The organism is Mycobacterium dioxanotrophicus (assembly GCF_002157835.1).
GTDB classification, from domain to species: domain Bacteria; phylum Actinomycetota; class Actinomycetes; order Mycobacteriales; family Mycobacteriaceae; genus Mycobacterium; species Mycobacterium dioxanotrophicus.
This window is the reverse complement of sequence record NZ_CP020809.1, coordinates 3,450,830-3,468,868: the sequence shown is the minus strand read 5'-3', so window position 1 is coordinate 3,468,868 and position 18,039 is coordinate 3,450,830. Positions and strand designations below refer to the sequence as shown.

Annotated in this window: 22 protein-coding genes; 17 read left to right on the top strand and 5 right to left on the bottom strand. The window is 64.7% G+C overall.

Translation table 11 applies throughout. The annotated features are described in order from the left end of the window. Window positions 1-6: 6 nt before the first annotated feature. Both BTO20_RS16780 and BTO20_RS16775 read right to left on the bottom strand, forming a co-directional pair. Window positions 7-732 (bottom strand): B3/B4 domain-containing protein, encoded by a 726-nt coding sequence (locus BTO20_RS16780; protein WP_087077484.1) that lies wholly within the window; start codon window positions 730-732, stop codon window positions 7-9. Continuing rightward, window positions 725-1,342: a helix-turn-helix domain-containing protein gene (locus BTO20_RS16775; protein WP_087077483.1), complete on the bottom strand. Its 618-nt coding sequence runs from the start codon at window positions 1,340-1,342 to the stop codon at window positions 725-727. The genes BTO20_RS16780 and BTO20_RS16775 overlap by 8 nt, the downstream gene beginning before the upstream one ends. Before the next feature lie 428 nt (window positions 1,343-1,770). Between BTO20_RS16775 and BTO20_RS16770 the strand changes: the two genes are divergently transcribed. Then, window positions 1,771-2,415 carry a GntR family transcriptional regulator gene (locus BTO20_RS16770; protein ID WP_087077482.1) on the top strand — a complete coding sequence of 215 codons (645 nt, stop codon included), beginning with the start codon at window positions 1,771-1,773 and terminating at the stop codon, window positions 2,413-2,415. A gap of 37 nt (window positions 2,416-2,452) precedes the next feature. Beyond that, a complete protein-coding gene (locus BTO20_RS16765) occupies window positions 2,453-3,070 on the top strand; it encodes a 3,4-dihydroxy-2-butanone-4-phosphate synthase (protein ID WP_087077481.1) in 618 nt (205 codons plus the stop codon). 107 nt (window positions 3,071-3,177) lie between these two features. On the opposite strand, the gene BTO20_RS16760 is transcribed toward BTO20_RS16765, so the two are convergent. Genes BTO20_RS16760 through BTO20_RS16750 form a run of 3 tightly spaced genes read right to left on the bottom strand, consistent with a single transcriptional unit; the run spans window position 3,178 to window position 4,862 of the window. Next, on the bottom strand, window positions 3,178-3,876 hold the full coding sequence (locus BTO20_RS16760) for a GntR family transcriptional regulator (protein ID WP_087077480.1): 699 nt from the start codon (window positions 3,874-3,876) through the stop codon (window positions 3,178-3,180). A 33-nt stretch (window positions 3,877-3,909) separates the two neighbouring features. Further along, a complete protein-coding gene (locus BTO20_RS16755; RefSeq protein WP_087082210.1) occupies window positions 3,910-4,428 on the bottom strand; it encodes a flavin reductase family protein in 519 nt (172 codons plus the stop codon). Between the two features lie 5 nt (window positions 4,429-4,433). Beyond that, window positions 4,434-4,862 carry an ester cyclase gene (locus BTO20_RS16750; protein WP_087077479.1) on the bottom strand — a complete coding sequence of 143 codons (429 nt, stop codon included), beginning with the start codon at window positions 4,860-4,862 and terminating at the stop codon, window positions 4,434-4,436. 339 nt (window positions 4,863-5,201) lie between these two features. Here BTO20_RS16750 and BTO20_RS16745 point away from each other — a divergent pair, with 339 nt between their 5' ends. The 15 genes from BTO20_RS16745 to BTO20_RS16675 all read left to right on the top strand — a co-directional run bounded on the left by BTO20_RS16745 (window position 5,202) and on the right by BTO20_RS16675 (window position 17,871). Beyond that, window positions 5,202-5,822 carry an amino acid synthesis family protein gene (locus BTO20_RS16745; RefSeq protein WP_087077478.1) on the top strand — a complete coding sequence of 207 codons (621 nt, stop codon included), beginning with the start codon at window positions 5,202-5,204 and terminating at the stop codon, window positions 5,820-5,822. Continuing rightward, the gene (locus BTO20_RS16740; RefSeq protein ID WP_087077477.1) at window positions 5,819-6,370 is read left to right on the top strand and encodes an amino acid synthesis family protein; all 552 of its coding nucleotides are present in this window, start codon (window positions 5,819-5,821) and stop codon (window positions 6,368-6,370) included. Before BTO20_RS16745 ends, BTO20_RS16740 begins: the two co-directional genes overlap by 4 nt. A gap of 6 nt (window positions 6,371-6,376) precedes the next feature. After that, a complete protein-coding gene (locus tag BTO20_RS16735) occupies window positions 6,377-7,120 on the top strand; it encodes an alpha/beta fold hydrolase (protein ID WP_087077476.1) in 744 nt (247 codons plus the stop codon). Further along, window positions 7,113-8,600: an aldehyde dehydrogenase gene (locus tag BTO20_RS16730; protein ID WP_087077475.1), complete on the top strand. Its 1,488-nt coding sequence runs from the start codon at window positions 7,113-7,115 to the stop codon at window positions 8,598-8,600. The genes BTO20_RS16735 and BTO20_RS16730 overlap by 8 nt, the downstream gene beginning before the upstream one ends. Before the next feature lies 1 nt (window position 8,601). Continuing rightward, on the top strand, window positions 8,602-8,808 hold the full coding sequence (locus BTO20_RS16725) for a tautomerase family protein (protein WP_087077474.1): 207 nt from the start codon (window positions 8,602-8,604) through the stop codon (window positions 8,806-8,808). Next, the gene (locus tag BTO20_RS16720) at window positions 8,808-9,851 is read left to right on the top strand and encodes an LLM class flavin-dependent oxidoreductase (RefSeq protein ID WP_087077473.1); all 1,044 of its coding nucleotides are present in this window, start codon (window positions 8,808-8,810) and stop codon (window positions 9,849-9,851) included. The genes BTO20_RS16725 and BTO20_RS16720 overlap by 1 nt, the downstream gene beginning before the upstream one ends. A 119-nt stretch (window positions 9,852-9,970) precedes the next feature. Further along, window positions 9,971-11,443, top strand: a complete 1,473-nt coding sequence (locus tag BTO20_RS16715) for a purine-cytosine permease family protein (RefSeq protein ID WP_087077472.1) — start codon at window positions 9,971-9,973, stop codon at window positions 11,441-11,443. Between the two features lie 44 nt (window positions 11,444-11,487). Continuing rightward, entirely contained in the window at window positions 11,488-12,630 is a 1,143-nt protein-coding gene (locus tag BTO20_RS16710) for a zinc-dependent alcohol dehydrogenase family protein (RefSeq protein ID WP_087077471.1), read from the top strand. Then, window positions 12,627-13,430 (top strand): poly(R)-hydroxyalkanoic acid synthase subunit PhaE, encoded by an 804-nt coding sequence (locus tag BTO20_RS16705; RefSeq protein ID WP_087077470.1) that lies wholly within the window; start codon window positions 12,627-12,629, stop codon window positions 13,428-13,430. The genes BTO20_RS16710 and BTO20_RS16705 overlap by 4 nt, the downstream gene beginning before the upstream one ends. Before the next feature lie 18 nt (window positions 13,431-13,448). Then, window positions 13,449-14,552 carry a class III poly(R)-hydroxyalkanoic acid synthase subunit PhaC gene (gene phaC / locus BTO20_RS16700; protein ID WP_087077469.1) on the top strand — a complete coding sequence of 368 codons (1,104 nt, stop codon included), beginning with the start codon at window positions 13,449-13,451 and terminating at the stop codon, window positions 14,550-14,552. Window positions 14,553-14,597: 45 nt separating this feature from the next. Continuing rightward, complete coding sequence (locus tag BTO20_RS16695; RefSeq protein ID WP_087077468.1) at window positions 14,598-14,885, top strand: hypothetical protein; 288 nt, start codon at window positions 14,598-14,600, stop codon at window positions 14,883-14,885. 11 nt (window positions 14,886-14,896) lie between these two features. Then, complete coding sequence (locus tag BTO20_RS16690) at window positions 14,897-16,180, top strand: acetyl-CoA hydrolase/transferase family protein (RefSeq protein WP_087077467.1); 1,284 nt, start codon at window positions 14,897-14,899, stop codon at window positions 16,178-16,180. Between the two features lie 9 nt (window positions 16,181-16,189). After that, window positions 16,190-17,008, top strand: a complete 819-nt coding sequence (locus tag BTO20_RS16685) for an alpha/beta fold hydrolase (protein WP_087077466.1) — start codon at window positions 16,190-16,192, stop codon at window positions 17,006-17,008. 159 nt (window positions 17,009-17,167) lie between these two features. Next, a complete protein-coding gene (locus BTO20_RS16680) occupies window positions 17,168-17,551 on the top strand; it encodes a heme-binding protein (RefSeq protein ID WP_087077465.1) in 384 nt (127 codons plus the stop codon). Further along, on the top strand, window positions 17,551-17,871 hold the full coding sequence (locus BTO20_RS16675; RefSeq protein ID WP_087077464.1) for a hypothetical protein: 321 nt from the start codon (window positions 17,551-17,553) through the stop codon (window positions 17,869-17,871). Before BTO20_RS16680 ends, BTO20_RS16675 begins: the two co-directional genes overlap by 1 nt. Window positions 17,872-18,039: the final 168 nt, after the last annotated feature.

Here is an 18,039-nt window from a genome sequence, read left to right as displayed (position 1 = left end):
GGTCTCCTAGGTTGTCGGTGAGCTACTGGACATAAAGCGTTGTGCGATAAGGACGTTGGTTCCCAGACCACGCAACCGGGCGGCGAGGTCATCGGCGGCGGCATGCAGTTGCGCGTCCGTCATCGCACCGAGCGCGTCGAGGATGAACAGCGCCGAACTCGTGTCCTCCCGAAGCTGGGTACGGCGGGCCTGACGCCAATTCCACCGCCGGCATGTCACTCCGGCGTCGTCGCACCACACGACTTCACCGGGCTCGGGATGCTCGACGACCTCCAGACCGTCGGCCGTGGTGTCGAAACACTCGTCGCCGGTCGCGCGGATCAACTGTGGTGCCCCCTCGTACCGGGACAGGTCTTCACCGCCCACCGGCACCTGGTGCAACACAGAGATCGCGTTGTAGATGTCGGTGAGCCGGTTGACCCGCGGCAGACCCGAGCCGGCCCGACGCGTCAGCGCTTCCACGCTGTTGCGGGTGCGTTGCGGCTTCGCCCCGAACGCCCGGTACGCCTCGCGCCAATCCGCGATGTGTGGGAGCTTATCGACGGGAACCTCACTGACCGATTGCGCGGCAACAGATTCGGCCTGGCGCAGGAGCAGTTCACCCGCGTGGTCGCTGGGCCCGGGCACGAAGCCGTCGACCGCCAGCAGCACGGCGCGGTAATCGGGCCGCAAGGCGAAAACAGCGTCGTCGATGCGCGCGGCGTCGAGGAACGCCCCGAGAGTTTCAGCCATGGAGCGGCTCCGAAGGCGCAGATGCGCCGCCCACGCCGGGTTCGAACACAGCCAGCGAGAACCGCGCGGGGACGGTGTGCGGATTGGCATAGGCGTGGTCGACATCGCCGGGAAAGGCGATGGCATCCCCGGTTTCCAGTGCGATCACCTCATCGGCGACCTCGACCGTGATCGCCCCCTCCAGGACGTGCACCAGTTCCTTGGTATCGGCGGCGTGCGCCTCGCTGGCGTGCCGGTCTCCCGGTCCCAACGACCAGTCCCACAGCTCCATCACGTCGGGAGGGTTTGTACCGGCGACCAAAACACCGCGCCCGCCTGCCGCACCGGTCCACAATTCCGCGCCCTCACCGTAGCGAACCACCTTGACCGACTTGGGTTCCGGTGGCTCCACGAGCACCGGAAGCCCCACACCGAGTGCGTCGCTGAGCCGGAGCAGCGTGCCCACGCTGGGATTGACGGCACCTTGCTCGACGCTGACCACCATGCGGCGACTGACCGACGCGACCTCGGCGAGATGATCCAAGGTCCAGCCGCGGGCCTGACGCTCCTGCTTGACCCGCGCACCGATCGCTGTAGCGAGTTTGGCCACCGAATCCACGAAGTGCACCATAGCGCACTAATGGTGCATGACACCACACCGTTGAGCGCTCCGAGTCCGTTCCTCCCGTTTATTTGTTGCATGCCAGTAGCGACCGTGGAGCGTGGGCGCTCCCATCCGCTCACAGCACCGTCGCTCATCAGATGTGGGCGAGATAAATGCGTAGAACCTGGCTCTTTGGCGCTAACGGCCGCGCGGTACAGCCGGAATCTGCTGAATAACAAATTTAGGCCGCGCATCACATTGACATGCATTTGTGCCGACCGCTACATTCTGTTGCATACCACAGCCATCTGGTGAGGCAGCCAGCCCATCACGTGACCGTGGTCTCGCCGCAGCAATTGTTCGGCCCCGTTGACGCATCGACACCAGTCATCCCCGAAAGAGGTAAACCCAGTGCCTGCCGTCTGCCGCAGCAATACCCGCAGCTGTGACACGCCGTGAGCCGTCCGAAACCCGACCGGCTGATCGCCGAGATCCGCCGTCGCATCATCGCCGGTGAGATCCGACCGGGAGTGAACATCTCAGAACTCGCACTGGCCGAGGAGTTCGGGGTCTCACGCACCCCGGTGCGCGAGACGTTCAAGCAGCTGCAGACCGAAGGACTGGTCGAGATCCGGCCGCGCGTCGGCACATTCGTCACCACGCCCTCGCGACGCGAGATCGTCGAGCTGTTCGAGATGAAGGAACTACTCGAAGGCGCCGGCGCCCGCCTGCTCGCCCAACGCGGACGGGTGCCGGCGATCGATCAGCTGGAAGACAACCTTCGCCGAGCCAGTCGCGCAGTGGCCGACGACGACCGCGCTCGTTACGCCGAGCTGGTGCACGAATTTCACAACGTGCTCATGGCTGGTGCCGACAACGCCAAGTTGGAAGGCCACTACCGGACCTTGATGAACCAACTCGCCTACGCACGCCTGGTCACTACCTCACTGAGTCAACCCGGCAGGCTCGCCGAATGTGACCGCGAGCATCGCCACGTGTTCGAGCTGATCGTCGCCGGGGACGGCGCCAACGCCGAACGGGTGATGCGTGAACACGTCCGCGCCAGCCGGCAGGCCCTGATGGCCGGCATGCAGTTCTGAGCACTCCCCCGACGAACCAACAGACAGGAGCCGATCGATGACCAGCACACTCATCCCGTTCGCGACAGATGCCAACTGGGCCGACGGCTTTCGGGCCGAGGTCCGGGAGGCGTTCGCCGCGGGACTGCCGGGCGTGTTTCTCGACGGGGACGGCGCCCTGCTCGCATTCCCGGCAGCCACCGCCACCACGGCACAACTGCATTTCGCCATCAGTCACTCGTCCGGGATCGTGCACGCCGCGATGCCGAGTTCATTGCTGGACACGTTGCGGATACCGGACCAGCCGGTACTCGCCTCAGAAGACAGCGGCACGTCGTTCACGGTGGCGGTCGACGCCGTATCGGGTATCGGCACAGGCATTTCCGCACGGGATCGCGCACATACCGTGCGAGTGCTCGCCGATCCCACCACCGGCGTCGACGACCTGACCCGCCCGGGTCACGTCCTGCCGGTCCGCTGCGCAGACGGCGGTTTCGCAGAGCGAGCGCGGTCGTGGGAATACGCCGTCGATCTGACCAGAGCAGCCGGGCATCCGCCGGTCGCCGTGATGTGCCGACTCGTCGATGACGCCGGCGAAGTCCTCGACGGACTGAGCGCATCATTGTTCGCGCTCAAGCATCAGCTGGCACTCTGCGCCGATGTCCAGGCAGTGTGACCGAACTGACCAGCCCCGCGCAGCCGCATCAGCCGTCAATTGCAGTCAATACCAACAGGATTGACGCCGGAGGGACCGTCCGCTCCTGATGGGTGGACGACTGTCTGCTAGCCGGCGTGGCGCCGGCCGTGATCGCCGGTCGGTCCCGGCTCGAGACCAGCCAGCAGAGCCTGACGGCTGGCACGGACGTGTTCGCGCATCACCCGCTCGGCGGTGTCGCCGTCCTTGGCGATGATCAGATCCAGCACCAGGTGGTGCTCGCGATCGGATTGAATCGGCCGGCCGGGCTGGCTGAGCGACGTGGTCACCAGGCGTGAGTACGCAAGTTGGTTCATCAACGTCCGGTAGTGACTCTCCAACTTGGCGTTGTCCGCACCGACGATGAGCAGGTTGTGAAACTCATCGACCAGCTCGACGTACCGGTCTCGATCATCCGACGCGACGGCCTTGTCGAACTGGCGCAGGTTCTCCTCGAGCTGATCGACTTCGGGTACCCGGCCGCGCTGGGCGAGCAAACGTGCCGCGGCGCCTTCGAGCAGCTCCTTCATCTCGAACAGTTCCAGGATCTCGCGGCGCGACGGCGTGGTGACAAAAGTGCCGACGCGCGGCCGGATCTCGATCAGGCCCTCGGTCTGGAGCTGCTTGAACGTCTCGCGCACCGGGGTGCGTGAGACCCCGAACTCCTCGGCCAGTGCGAGTTCGGAGATGTTCACCCCGGGAGGGATCTCGCCGGAGATGATGCGACGACGCACCTCGGCAATCAGCCTGCTCTGGATAGAGCCATTGCTGGATTCGCCGCTTTTCACCGTGGGCCCCTCCGATGTCGCTCCCAGCCTGGTTCAACCCAGGGGCGACAGTGCGCCGCCATCGAAGAACTTACCGGCACTGTAAACCATCGGTGGCCGGTCGCTGACCGCGGCATGGACCACACGGCAGATGAATACCGTGTGGGTACTGGCCTGCAATCGTTCGCGGATCTCCACTTCCATCTGGGCGCCGCTGCGGTTGATCAGAGGGCTCCCGAACGGTCCCGGCGCCCAGTCCAGACCCGAAAACTTGTCCGGTGCTTTCGTGGCAAAGACACTGACGACGTCCAATTGATCGGTCGACAGGATGTTGATTGCCAGATGCCTGGCGCGGTAAAGGCAGTCGTGTGTGGATGACGTCCGCTGTACGGCGACCATGACCGTTGGAGGCTCCAGGGAGATGCTCGAAAAAGCGTTGACCGCCAAACCACGGGGGGTCTGGTCGTCGAGCGCGGTAACGACGGTCACCCCGCTGATGAACTGTCGATTGACCTGCTTCATCACATTCAGGTCGGGCTCGATCTGGGCCGTCGTGCCTTCGTCGTTGGACATCTCGATCACTGGTCCTGGCCGACAGTGATGATCCCAAGGGCCGTGAGAAGCGCTCTGGGGTCCCAGGTGACGAATTCTTCAACAACACGATCGTCGGCGAATCGCGCGAACGTCGAACCACTGATGCTGACGGTGCGCCGGGTGGCCGGTACCCCCATGAAGGGATGCTGGTGGGTTCCCGTGCTGTGCCAGCGGATCGCGGCGCGGTCGCCCTCGATGACGACTTCGTCGATCACGGTCAGAAGATCCGGGAATGCGGCACGGGTGCTGACGATCGAAGCCTTGAAATCCGCCAAACTCTGGCCGCTACTGGATGTTCCGAAGCGCAGGTAGGCCGGACTCAACAGCTTGTCGAGATCATCGACTTCCCCGCGGTCCCAGGCGGCCTCCCACACCTGCTGGATCCGAACACGCCGCTCATCGACATCAGACATATCCAAACTTTCCTTTCACTGTGCACCTACCGGTCTGTGCATGCGGCTGCGCGATGGCCGAGGAGCCTGGCCACACAAGAAAAGCCATGGGCTTGCATACAACAGAATGTAACGTGGCTCATAGTTCCATGTCAATGTGACTGCGACCAGCGGGGCGCCGCTGCACTCGGCAGACACCTACGACCACGGACCGACGGATGGCAGTGACGATGAATCTTGCTGTACTAAAGGCTTTTTAGTGATGCGCGTCGGCGTCCGACCGGAGTTCGGATCGGCACTCAAGGCCTGCGGCGCACAGACTATTGACCACGGCCAGGTTGAGGTCTACTGTGCTGTGGCATGCAAGAGAGTAGACGGGAAGACAGCATCGGACTGCGGAAGCTGGTTCTCTATCGCGAGACGGTGGTGACCGAGGCCGGTGAGCAACCGGCCGATCCGGCGCTACAGGCCACTGTCGCCGCGGTGATCACCAATCCATGGTTGGGAACCGGTCCGTCACGCGACCTTTCGCCGGAGGTCACCCGGATCGCTCCGGTGCTCGCCCAGCTGCTCAGCGATCGCCTGATAGCGGTGCTAGGTGGGGTCGATGCGGTCGAGGCGTTCGGCAAGGCCGCCATCGTCGGTAATAGCGGAGAGATTGAGCACGGCGGCGCGCTGATCCACACCCCGTACTTCGGCAACCTCATGCGCGAGTTCCTGGAGGGCGAATCGATCATCTGCTTCGCCGATACTCGGTCCGAAGCCGGTGCGGCACTGGTTGTTCCGCTCTGGCACAAGACCCACGCCGCGACCCGCAGCCATTACCAGACCGTCACCGCCAGGGTGTCCGACGCACCCCGCCCCGACGAGATCGTCATCATCGCCGCCGGATCAACCGGTCCACGGCCCCACCCCCGCATCGGGGATCGCACCACCGACCCTGCTGTCACCGTCAAGAACCTGGAGAGTGCCCTGCCATGAAGCTGCGCAAGATCGTCACCGTCGTCGAAGAGATCCGAACCGAGGGCGGCCGCGAGGTCAACCCACCGGCCCGCGTCGCCGTCGTCGCCGCAGTGATCGAAAACCCTTGGGCTGGACAGGGTTTTGTCGATGACCTGGCACCCGGCATCGATGCGACCGCGTCCGATGTGGGAGCGCTGTTGGCACCTCTGGTGCTCGAAGCTCTCGAAGGGACCGCGGAGGCCTACGGCAAGGCCGCGATCGTCGGCCTCAACGGCGAGATCGAGCATGGCTCCGGGCTGATCCACACCCTGAAGTTCGGTGATCACTTCCGCAAGGCCGCCAACGCCACCACGCTGCTGCCCGCGGTCGAGAAGCGCGCGCCGGCCGGCGTCGTCTTCGACATCCCGCTCAAGCACATCACCGACGCCACCATCCGATCGCACCACCAGACCATCGAGGTGCGAATCGCCGATGCTCCCCACGCCGACGAGATCGTCATCGCGCTCGCAGCGGCCACGCGGGGCCGGCCGCAGCAGCGTCTCGCCCCGCTGAGCAGCGAGAAGTAATCGTCGATGACCGGGCCGACACTTGTCCTGCTACACGGCGTGGGCCTTGACCACACCGTGTGGGAGCCGGTGACCGCGCTGCTGTCCGACCGGTTCACGGTCCTGGCTCCGGACCTGCCCGGGCACGGCAGCCGGCCACCGGCCCCGGCAGGAATTACGTTGGCCGATTTGGCTGATGGAGTCGCCGACGAGATTCCTGCCGGGGCGCACCTGGTCGGATTCTCCCTCGGCGCACTCGTCGCCCAGTATCTGGCGGTGCACCGGCCGGAGTTGGTCGCGTCGCTGACCTCCGTCTCCTCGGTGTGCCAACGCACACCGCAGGAGCGGGCCGCGGTGCTGGCCCGGCTCGATACCGCCGCCGCCGACGTGGCGGCGAGTTCAGAAGCGTCCCTGCATCGTTGGTATGACGGTACCGACGTCGACGACGAACAGATCGCCCGAACCAAGGCCACGCTGCTGGCCAACGACCCGGACAGCTTTGTGAACTGCTACCGAGTGTTCGCCACCGGCGATGCCGAGATCGGCCCTGAACTCCATCGCATCACCGCACCGGCCCTCGCGGTCACCGGTGAGCTCGATCCCGGTTCCACCCCGGCGATGACGACCCGCCTTGCCGCCGCCATCCCCGGCTGCGAGGCAGTCATCATCCCCGGCGCGCGGCACATGCTCCCGGTGCAATGCCCGCACGAACTGGCCGAGGCACTGTCCGCATTCTTCGGAAAATTCATCGGAGGTTACCCACGTGTCTGAACCGCGAAAGCTCCAGCACTTCATCGGCGGAAAACCGGTGGAGCCCAACTCCGGTGAATACTTCCCGAGCACCAACCCCGCCACCCGCGAGGTTCTGTACCTGGCCGCCCGCGGCGATGCGGTCGACATCGACGCCGCAGTGCAATCAGCGGCCGAGACGTTCCTCGATCCGCGGTGGCGGGACCTGAGCCAGACCAAACGTGGTCACCTGCTGCGTCGGCTCGCGGATCTCATCGGCGAGAACGCCGAGGAACTGGCCCGTTCGGAGTCGCTCGACAACGGCAAACTGCTGCGCGAGATGCGCGGCCAGATGGCGACGCTGCCCGAGTATTACTACTACTACGCGGGTTTGGCCGACAAGATCCACGGTGCCGTGGTCCCCACCTCGGACCGGCAGGTGCTCAACTACACCATGCGTGAGCCGCTCGGCGTGGTCGGCGCGATCACGCCGTGGAACTCGCCGCTGACACTGACCACCAGCAAGCTCGCGCCCGCGCTGTGCGCCGGGAACACCGTGGTGATCAAGCCGTCCGAATACACCTCGGCCACCGTACTGAAACTGGCCGAACTGGTCATCGAGGCCGGCTTTCCGCCCGGCGCGGTCAACGTCGTCACCGGATTCGGCGCCGAGGCCGGCCAGCCGTTGGTGGATCACCCAGGGCTGGCGAAGATCTCGTTCACAGGCAGCACCGCGACCGGGTCACGGATCGCCGCCTCGGCGGCGGGCCGGTTCATCGGATCCACCCTGGAACTCGGCGGCAAATCGCCCAACATCGTCTTCGACGACGCCAACGTCGCCAACGCGGCAATGGGTGTGGTGGCAGGGATTTTCGCCGCCGCCGGACAGACCTGCATCGCCGGCAGCCGCGTCTTCGCACAGCGGGCGATCTACGACGAACTGCTGCAACTGGTCGCCGACCGGGCGAGCAGCATCCGGATGGGCAACCCGCTCGACGAGGACACCGAGATCGGTCCACTGGCATTCGAAGACCAGCGCGACAAGGTGGCGTCCTACGTCGACCTGGGCCGTGACGAAGGGGCCCGGGTGCTCACCGGCGGGCGCGCCACCGATGCCGGACTGGGCGGGTTCTTCTACGAACCAACGGTTCTGGTCGACGTCAACAACCAGATGCGGGTGGTGCGCGAAGAGATCTTCGGGCCGGTCGCGGCAATCATGCCGTTCGACACCGAAGATGAGGTCGTGCAGCTGGCCAACGACACGGAGTACGGCCTCGCCGCCGGCGTCTGGACCACCAACCTCGCGCGCGCCCACCGCATGGCCTCGCGGCTGGACGCAGGCACCATCTGGGTCAACACCTACCGGGCCATGTCACCGATGTCGCCCCGGCAGGGGTTCAAGAGCAGCGGCGTCGGCGTCGAACACGGCACCGAAACCATGAAGGAGTACACCCGCCTCAAGAGCGTGTGGATCAACACCAACGAGGGCCCGGTGCCCGACCCGTTCGTGATGCGGAGCTGACATGCCACTCGTCGAGGTCACCCTCGCGGCTGGTCGGTCGGACGACCAGATCCGCACCATGATCCACGAAGTCCACGAGGCTGTGCTGCGGACCGTGAACACCCAACCCGAGCACATTCGGGTCATCGTCCGCGAAGTCCCCCGAACACATTGGGCCACAGGTGATACCACCATCGCCGAGATGGACCGCAAGAAAGGTAGTGCGTGATGAGATTCTCCTTGTTCGTCCACATGGAACGATGGGACGAGTCGGTCAGCCACCGGCAACTCTTCGAGAATCTCGCCGAGCTGTCCCTGATGGCCGAGGCAGGCGGATTCGGCACGGTGTGGATCGGGGAACACCACGCCATGGAGTACACGATCTCGCCCAGCCCGATGCCGTTGCTGGCTTACCTCGCCGGTCAGACCAGCACGATCCGCCTGGGGGCCGGCACCATCATCGCCCCGTTCTGGAACCCGATCCGGGTCGCCGGCGAATGCTCGCTGCTCGACGTGATCAGCAACGGCCGCATGGAGGTCGGACTGGCCCGGGGCGCCTATCAGTTCGAGTTCGACCGCATGCTGCCCGGCCTGCCCGCCTCCGACGGCGGTAAGTACCTGCGGGAACTGGTGCCTGCGGTACGCAAGCTCTGGCAGGGTGACTACGCCCACGACGGCGAGATCTGGCAGTTCCCCACCTCGACCAGCGTCCCTAAGCCGCTGCAGCAGCCGACCCCGCCGATGTGGATCGCCGCGCGCGATCCCGATTCCCATGACTTCGCCGTGGCGAACGGCTGCAATGTGATGGTCACCCCGCTCATGAAGGGCGATGAGGAAGTCGTCGACCTCAAACGCAAGTTCGACACCGCCGTCGGCAACCACCCCGAAGTTCCGCGCCCCGAACTGATGGTGTTGCGCCACACCCATGTTCATTCCGCCGACGACCCCGACGGCTGGCGCCCGGCAGCCGCGGCGATCTCCAAGTTCTACCGCACGTTCGACGCCTGGTTCGGGAACAAGACCACGCCCGTCAACGGCTTCCTCGAACCGAGCCCCGAGGAGAAGTTCGCCCAGCGCCCCGAATTCGAGCTCGAGTCGCTGCACCGCACCGCGATGATCGGTACGCCCGAAGAGGTCATCGAGCGGCTGCGCTTCTACTCCGAACTCGGGGTCGACGAGTTCAGCTTCTGGATCGACAACAGCATGCCGCACGAAGAGAAGCGCAAGTCCCTCGAACTCTTCATCAAGGAAGTGGTTCCCGCCTTCACCTGACATGCGTTGTACTGCAAGTTCATAACGCATCTTCGCTGACTCGCGCCACCGTCGTGGCAGTCGGTCGGCTCCCCCTACCCATCGACCGACCGTGAGAAGCAGGACCGAAAGGCAGACCAATGAGTGAAGACGTTTCGCTCGCATCCACCGGTGAGGTGACAGCCGATCTCCACTATCGGAACAAGATCGCCGCTGTCGAGCCCTACAGCACCGACGCGATACCCGATTCCGAGCGGCACGGCAAGGCCGTATCCCAGTTCTTCATCTGGTTCGCCGCGGGTATGAACTTCCCGATCATGGTGCTCGGGTTCGCCGCAGTGGGGATGGGACTGTCGCTGGTCTCGGCGGTCACCGCGATCCTCGCGGGCTCGTTCCTCGGGGCGCTCGTCATGGGCATCATGTCCCGGATGGGCGGCAGACTCGGTGTCCCCCAACAGATCCAAGCACGTGGGCCGCTGGGGTTCTTCGGCAACTTCGTCCCGGTCGCCTACGTCAACGTCTTCGCGGGCATCGGGTGGGCCGCTGTCACCGTCATCCTCGGTGCGCAGGCAGCACACGCCCTGATGCCGTTCATCCCGTTCTGGCTCACCGCCCTGGTGCTGGTCAGCCTGCAGCTCACGGTTGCTGTCTACGGGTACAACATGATCCATTTCCTCGAACGCATCCTCACCGTGGTGTTGTGCGCCGGGTTCGTGCTGATCACCGTCGTGTCGCTGTCGCGCGGATGGACCGGCGCCTTCCCCTCCAACCCGAGCGCCAAGGGATGGGTCGGCGGCGTCGGCGGTTGGATCACCTTCTGCGGATTCTTCCTGTCCTTCCTCATCGCCTGGTGGCCGTTCGCCTCGGACTACTCGCGCTATCTCCCGGATGAGGATCACGTCAACCGTGCCAGCGGATTCTGGACCTTCGCAGGCAACTTCCTCTCACTGTCCTGGCTGGGTATCACCGGCGCCATCCTTGGGAACTTCGCCGCCGCGGGCGAGAGCCCGATCGAGGCACTGCACCGCCTCACCGCGGGCCCCTTCGCCGCGATCGCACTGCTGACCGTGCTGTTGTCGTCCTTCTCGCAGAACTTTCTCAACGTCTACGGCGGTGCCATCTCCATCCAGACCTTGCGGATACCGGTCAGCCGCACCACCGGAGTCGTTTTCATCTGCGTGGTCGCCTACGCCATCAGCCTGTGGGCCGACGAAGGATTCGAGAGCAAGTTCAAGACCTTCCTGTTCATGGGCTCCTACATGATCGCCCCGTTCGGCGCCCTGCTGCTGCTGGACTACGTCCTCAACCACCGTCACGACCGGTCCAAGATCGCCGAACTCTACGACTCACGCCGGATTCTCGAGTGGGGCTTCGTCGCATGGCTCATCGGTGTCGCCGCGTCCATGCCGTTCTGGCAGTTGGCGTTCTTCACCGGCCCCATCGCCGCCAAACACCCTGAGTGGGGCGACCTTTCGTACGTCATCGGATTCGTGGTCGGTGGGCTCGCATTCGTCGTGCTGAACCGCTTCCCTCCGCTGTGGCACCGAGACACTCCGGTCTTCCGCGACGAGCACCTGGCGGCCCCGGCATCGGGCGCTGCCGAAAGCTCCTAGCGAACCCGCCCCGCCGGCAAAGCTTCAGGAAGGTAACGCAAGTCATGGAGATCAGAGCAGCTGTCCTCGATGCCATGGGTGCCAGCGCGCCGTACGCGTCATCGAAGCCGTTGACGGTCGAAACCCTTGAGCTGCAGGCGCCCGGCCCCGGTGAGGTGCTCGTGCGCATCAAAGCCGCCGGGCTGTGTCACTCAGATCTGTCTGTCATCAACGGAAACCGGCCACGGCCGATGCCGATGGCATTGGGACACGAAGCCGCCGGCATCGTGGAAGAGGTCGGCCCTACTGCCGGCGGGGCCGGCGGAGACGATCTCAAGCCCGGCGACCACGTCGTTTTCGTCTTCGTCCCGTCGTGCGGTCATTGCGAACCCTGTACCGAGGGCCGGCCGGCGCTGTGCGAGCCGGGCGCGGCGGCCAACGGTGCGGGAACCTTGCTCTCCGGAGCCCGTCGGCTGCAGCGCCTGGACGGGACGCCGGTCAATCATCACCTCGGCGTATCCGGTTTCGCCGAGTACGCGACGGTGTCGCGCCGCTCCCTGGTCAAGGTCGATCCCGAACTGCCGCTGGTGGAGGCGGCGCTGTTCGGCTGTGCCGTACTCACCGGCGTCGGCGCGGTGATCAACACCGCGCACATGCCTGCCGGTGCGTCGTGTGCCGTGATCGGGCTCGGCGGCGTCGGTTTGGCGGCGCTGCTCGGTGCCGTCGTTGCCGGCGCTCGCACGATCGTGGCGATCGACCTCTCCGACGACAAGCTGGCATTCGCCGCGGAGCTCGGTGCCACCGACACCGTCAACGCCGCAGACCCCGACGCCGCGACGAAGGTTCGTGCGGCCACCGGCGGAGGCGTCGAATTCGCGTTCGACTTCACCGGTTCCACCCGGGCGCTCGATCTCGGGTACCAGATCACCCGTAGGGGCGGAACCACGGTGACCGCAGGCCTGCCGGCGCCGAACGCGACCATGCCGCTGGCACCGGTCACCCTGGTCGCCGAAGAACGCTGCCTCAGAGGCAGCTACATCGGCACCGCCGTCCCCACCCGCGACATACCGCGCTACATCACGCTGTATCAACGAGGCAGACTCCCGGTCGATCGCCTGCTCACCGGGACCCTCGACCTCGACGACATCAACGATGGATTCGACCGGCTCCACGACGGGCAGGCAATCCGGCAGGTCATCACGCTGTGACCGCCAAACCGTGGGACGAGATGACGACGCGGTGGCGCGAGATGTACGAAGCGCAGACCGCTCGAGCCCAGCAAGCCTGGCTTGACGGTCAACGGCACCTGAACGCAGCGCTCGCCGGAACACCGAAGACCGATGACGACGCCGGAGCGGCCGCACTCACCGAGTTGTGGCGCTCATGGCTGGCCTTGGGCGACTCGTCCTGGAGCGCTGCGGGTTCCAGCGCGCCGACCATGGGCACGTTCGGCGGTATGTCGCCCGAGGCCATCTCGCTCTCGATGGCCAGCGGTGGCGCGGTGACCGACATGTTGCGGCGCATGGCGGAAGGCCCACGATTCGCCGACGTCGGGACATCTGAGCGGCTGACGGCCCAGGTGATGGAGAAGTGGCTGTCGGTCCAGGCGTCGTCGCGCACGTACGAAAGCGTGCTCGCGGGAGCCTGGGCGGAAGCCAATACGCGCTTCGCCGCGTATCTTTCGGAACGCCGCCGCACCGGTGAAGAAGTGCCGACCGGCCGTGCGGCGCTCAAAACCTGGCTGGACATCTCCAACGATGTCCTGCTGGAAACCCAACGCTCGGAGGGTTTCCTGGCCGCGCAGCGTCAGCTCATGCGCGATGGACTCGATTTCATGCTGGTGCAACGCGAGTTCCTCGAGGCGCTCACGGGCCCGATCGGCCTACCGACCCGATCGGAGATCGACGAGATCCATCAAACCGTGCATCAACTCAAGCAACGGATCCGTGCCCTCGAGAAGCGCTCGTCACCCACGCGGACATCACCGTCACCTGCAGCATCCGACTAGCACCGGAGGACTGAGCCAATGTCGTTGCCGATCCCCAACGCGACCGAGCTGGCGCGCGAGGTGGCCGCGCTCAACACCAAAGTCGCCGCCGGCGTGGAGAAGCTGCGCACCATCCGCGACGACGACGTCGAGATCGCCACGACGCCAAAGGATGAAATCCTGCGGACCGACAAGGTGACGCTGTATCGATATCGTCCCCTGAGCGAGCGCACGGTCAGCACCCCGGTGCTTGTCGTGTACAGCCTCATCGGCCGCTACACGATGACCGACCTCCAAGAGGACCGCTCCCTGGTGCGCAACCTCCTCAATCTGGGAATCGATCTATGGGTGGTGGATTGGGGCAACGCGTCACGGGCCGACCGATGGGTCGGTATCGACGACTACGTCTCCGGGTATATCGACGAGTGCGTCGCTGCGATGTGTGAGACAACCGGGGCGGACAAGGTCAACCTGCTCGGCATCTGCGAGGGCGGCGTGTTCACGCTCGCGTACGCCGCGCTCGAACCTGACAAAGTCCAGAATCTGATCATGGCGATCACGCCGCTCGATTTTCATGCCGACGAACAGGAGGATGACCCGGGAAAAGGGTTCATCAACCTCTGGACCCGTAATCTGTCGAAAGAAGACATCGACAAGATGATCGAAGTTTGGGGTGTGCTGCCCGGCGAATTCATGGGGGCGCTTTTCGCAATGCTGACGCCCGTGAGGTCAGCCACGAAATACAATCTCGACATGCCCGACGTGATCGACGACGAGAAGAAATTCCTCAACTTCCTCCGCATGGAAAAGTGGCTCTCGGACCGGCCCGATCATGCCGGCCAGGCTGCCAAAGAATGGCTGCAAGATCTCTACCAGGAGAACCGGCTGATCAATAATTCCTGGCAGCTGGGCGGTCGCGACGTCGACCTGCGAGCTGTCACCATGCCGGTACTCAACATTTACGCACTGGCCGACCACATCATTCCGCCGGCGACGTCGCGGGCCCTCAGCGGAAAGCTGGGCACCGACGATTACACCGAGTTGGGACTGCCGGGCGGCCACATCGGATTGTTCGTATCCACCAAATCTCAGGGAATCGTCGGCGAGGGCATCGTCGATTGGCTGTCCAAGCGCGACGTGTGACCATTTCTACACCTGGCCCGCCATCAATAAAAGGAGAAAACCACCATGGATTTCGGTGCATTCAAATCGCCTCAATTCGACAACGCGAGCATCGACGAAACCATTTCCCGAATTCGCGAAATGAATGAGCGTCTGATCGAAACCTCGAAGACCGCGGGCCGTGCGTCCCTCGACGCCTACGAGGCCACCTTGAAGAGCATGGTCGACTTCTCGAAGAAATCGGCCGGCGGCACCCAGCTGGACTGGCTGTCGGCCTTGGCGACCGCGCACGCACAGTTCATCCAGGACCTCAGTGCCGCCTACATCAAGGCGACGCGCGAGGCGCTCAAATAGGGACCGACGCCATGACCTCATCTGTTCTCCCCAAAGCGGTACCGCCGGAAGCCGTTCTGGAGCACATCAAGCCTGGCGCCGACATTGTGATGCCGAACGCGAACGGGGAAGCCGTCACGCTCGTCGACACGCTGGAGGAACACGCAGACCAGCTCGACGGTGTCCGAATCCATCAGATGCACGCGTTGCGGGAGCGCCGGTACATCAACGGGGAGTTCGGTGATCACCTTCGGCACGTGTCGTACTTCCTGGCGCCTGCGACGCGCAAGGCGTATGCCGAGGGCAAATGCGATCTGGTGCCCAATCATTTCAGCGAAGTGCCCGACCTGATTCGGCGGTCCACCAATTGCTCGTTGGTGATCGCCGCGGCCTCGCCGCCGAACCGGCACGGGTACTTCTCGCTCGGAACGAACTGTGACTACACGGCTTCTCTCATCGGGCGAGTGCCCTTCTTCCTCGAGGCCAACCGGCAGATGCCGCGGACGTTCGGGGGCAACCAGGTTCATGTCAGCCAGATCGCGGGCTGGACCGAGGTCGACTATCCCCTGGTCGAAGCCCACACCGTCGTGCCGACCGACAAGGACCGGGCTATTGCGGCGATGGTGGCCGAGCGCATCCCCGACCGTGCGACTCTGCAGGCGGGAATCGGTGGGATGCCCAACGCCCTGCTGGCGATGCTCAAGGACCACAAAGACCTTGGGGTGCATACCGAATTGCTGTCTGACGGTGTCATCGATCTGGTCGAGTCCGGTGTGGTCACGGGTACGCACAAGCACTACCGACGCGGGAAAATCGTGACGACGCTGGCACTGGGCTCCCAGCGGCTCTACGACTTCCTGCATGAGAACTCCGCTGTGGACTTTGCCCCTGTCGACTGGGTGAACAACCCCAGAGTCATTGCGCAAGAACCGAATTTCGTTTCCATCAACGCAACCACCGAGGTCGATTTCTTCGGCCAATGCGCATCGGAGACCGTCGGCGGCCGGTACTTCTCCTCAAGCGGCGGCCAGTACGACTTCGCCCGGGGTGCAATGTATTCCGAAGGCGGCCAGGGCTTCATCGTCCTGCAGTCGACGACGCGCGACGGCTCCATATCGAAGATCCGTCCCACCCTGTCCCCCGGTTCTGTCGTGACCACCTCCAAGAACACCGTCGACAAGATCGTGACCGAATACGGTGTCGCCGAGATGCGAGGCAAGACCCTCCGCGAGCGCGCAACAGCATTGATCTCCATCGCAGATCCCAAATTCCGTGACGAACTGACCGCCGCGGCCAAACAGCTGGCCCTGATCTGATGGGGTGCCGTGACCACCGATTACAGCACTGACTGCGTGATCGCCTCCGACGACACCCGGCTGCACGTGTCCGAGAGCGGCAGCGGCGAAGACGTGCTGTTCATTCCCGCTCTCGGGTACGCGTCGTGGTGCTGGCACCGCCAGATCAAACCCGTCTCCGACGTCGCCCGTGTGCTTCTCATGGACAACCGGGGCACCGGACTGTCGGGCAAGCCGACCGCACCCTACTCGATCGCCCAAATGGCAGACGACGCTTACGAAGTGCTTCGTCAACGCGGAAACGGGCCGGCCCACGTCGTCGGCGCCTCGATGGGCGGTTACATCGCACAGAGCCTGGCGTTACGTCATCCCGACGCAGTGAAGTCGCTGGTGCTGATCGCCACGACAAGTGGAGGGCCCGGATCGCGGCCCGTTCCGATGGAGACCCAAAGGGCCTGGGCCGCAGCGGTTCCCCTCGGCTCTGCGGGGTTCGCCCGAGCGACCATGCCGCTGTCCTTCGCTCCAGGATGGGCACAAGACCATCCCGAAGAGTTCGAGAAGTTACTGGCACTGCGGTTGCGTTCGCCGACGCCGACGGCGTGCTGGCGGTTGCAGTACACCGCTGCGGCCACCTTTCTGCGCCGTGGCCTACCCCGCGGGGAAGTGACACAACCGACCGTGATCGTGCACGGAACAGCCGACCGGGTGGTGCCCTACGAGAACGCGGCCCACCTGGCACGGCGATTGCCACACGCAAAAGTCGTCACGCTCCACGACGCGGGCCACCTGTGTTGGATCGAGCAAGACGATGTGGTCAACGACATCGTCCGAGCCGTGGTGTGCGCTTAGGACGGCGCAACTGCTCGCCCACGAAGACGGACGAGGACTACGAAGACGCCGGAATACCAGGGGAATTCGGCAACCCGCGCGGTATGGGACCCGCTATAATCCTGCTGCGCTGCGCCGCAGCTCGATGTCGGTGCCACAACCGGGAAGGATCGCCCTGCCATGCCAGTGACTTCTTCGATTGCACGACGAGCAGGACTGCCCATGGCGGGCGCTGCCGCCGCGCTCATGGCCTGCCTGTTCATGTCGCCGACCGCGGCAGCCGAGCCCGTTGACGCGCCCAACTGCACGGCGGCAGACCTGGCCGGTGTCTCCGCCGGTGTCGCAGCATCGGTATCGGCCTATCTGTTCACCCATCCGGACGTCAACGACTTCTACACCAGCCTGCGCGGCCAGCCGCGCGACCAGATGGCGGATGCGGTGCGCACCTACTTCGACGGCAACCCGCAGGCGCATACAGATCTTCTCGGTATCCGCCAACCGCTCGTCGACTTCCGCAACCGCTGCGGCATGTCCGAACCCGACCAGCCACTGCTAGGACAGTGATGTTGAATACATCGACCCCGTCCCGGTCACGCCGGTCCTGGATCGCGGCCGCGTTGGCGACCGCTGCCGTACCGGGCGCGCTCGTGTTCATCACGCCTGCGGGCACCGCCGCGGCCGACGTGTGCGTCGGCGCGGGCCGCCGGATCAATGTCAGCGGCTGCGCGAACATCGCCGACGCCATCGCGCCATATGTCCCTCCGCCCACGTACTACGCGCCGTTGCCAGAGGACGTTCCACCACCGCCACCCCCTCCGCCGCCGGCCATCACCGGCTGCGTCGGCTACAACGGTCGGTGGGTCAGCGCCAACGGCTGCCGATAAGCGCCCCGCCCACACACATACGCCGTAGGTCCTGACACCGCGCCGAAGCGGTTTCTGTGCGCGCCGCGTCACAGCTTCGCTGACAGCGTCGATGGCTAGGATGCCTAACGACTGGGTCCGAACCGGATCCGCATTCGTGAATCGGAGTATGGCCAATGGTGAGTGCAG

Bases quoted from the DNA above. Each gene is read 5' to 3' on its own strand.
- BTO20_RS16680 (WP_087077465.1), top strand. From the start codon at position 17,168: ATGCCAGTGACTTCTTCGATTGCACGACGAGCAGGACTGCCCATGGCG.
- BTO20_RS16690 (WP_087077467.1), top strand. From the start codon at position 14,897: ATGACCTCATCTGTTCTCCCCAAAGCGGTACCGCCGGAAGCCGTTCTG.
- BTO20_RS16735 (WP_087077476.1), top strand. From the start codon at position 6,377: ATGACCGGGCCGACACTTGTCCTGCTACACGGCGTGGGCCTTGACCAC.
- BTO20_RS16765 (WP_087077481.1), top strand. From the start codon at position 2,453: ATGACCAGCACACTCATCCCGTTCGCGACAGATGCCAACTGGGCCGAC.
- BTO20_RS16695 (WP_087077468.1), top strand. From the start codon at position 14,598: ATGGATTTCGGTGCATTCAAATCGCCTCAATTCGACAACGCGAGCATC.
- BTO20_RS16740 (WP_087077477.1), top strand. From the start codon at position 5,819: ATGAAGCTGCGCAAGATCGTCACCGTCGTCGAAGAGATCCGAACCGAG.
- BTO20_RS16710 (WP_087077471.1), top strand. From the start codon at position 11,488: ATGGAGATCAGAGCAGCTGTCCTCGATGCCATGGGTGCCAGCGCGCCG.
- BTO20_RS16775 (WP_087077483.1), bottom strand. From the start codon at position 1,342: ATGGTGCACTTCGTGGATTCGGTGGCCAAACTCGCTACAGCGATCGGT.
- BTO20_RS16675 (WP_087077464.1), top strand. From the start codon at position 17,551: ATGTTGAATACATCGACCCCGTCCCGGTCACGCCGGTCCTGGATCGCG.
- BTO20_RS16780 (WP_087077484.1), bottom strand. From the start codon at position 732: ATGGCTGAAACTCTCGGGGCGTTCCTCGACGCCGCGCGCATCGACGAC.
- phaC (WP_087077469.1), top strand. From the start codon at position 13,449: ATGTCGTTGCCGATCCCCAACGCGACCGAGCTGGCGCGCGAGGTGGCC.
- BTO20_RS16755 (WP_087082210.1), bottom strand. From the start codon at position 4,428: ATGTCCAACGACGAAGGCACGACGGCCCAGATCGAGCCCGACCTGAAT.
- BTO20_RS16715 (WP_087077472.1), top strand. From the start codon at position 9,971: ATGAGTGAAGACGTTTCGCTCGCATCCACCGGTGAGGTGACAGCCGAT.
- BTO20_RS16720 (WP_087077473.1), top strand. From the start codon at position 8,808: ATGAGATTCTCCTTGTTCGTCCACATGGAACGATGGGACGAGTCGGTC.
- BTO20_RS16745 (WP_087077478.1), top strand. From the start codon at position 5,202: ATGCAAGAGAGTAGACGGGAAGACAGCATCGGACTGCGGAAGCTGGTT.
- BTO20_RS16725 (WP_087077474.1), top strand. From the start codon at position 8,602: ATGCCACTCGTCGAGGTCACCCTCGCGGCTGGTCGGTCGGACGACCAG.
- BTO20_RS16750 (WP_087077479.1), bottom strand. From the start codon at position 4,862: ATGTCTGATGTCGATGAGCGGCGTGTTCGGATCCAGCAGGTGTGGGAG.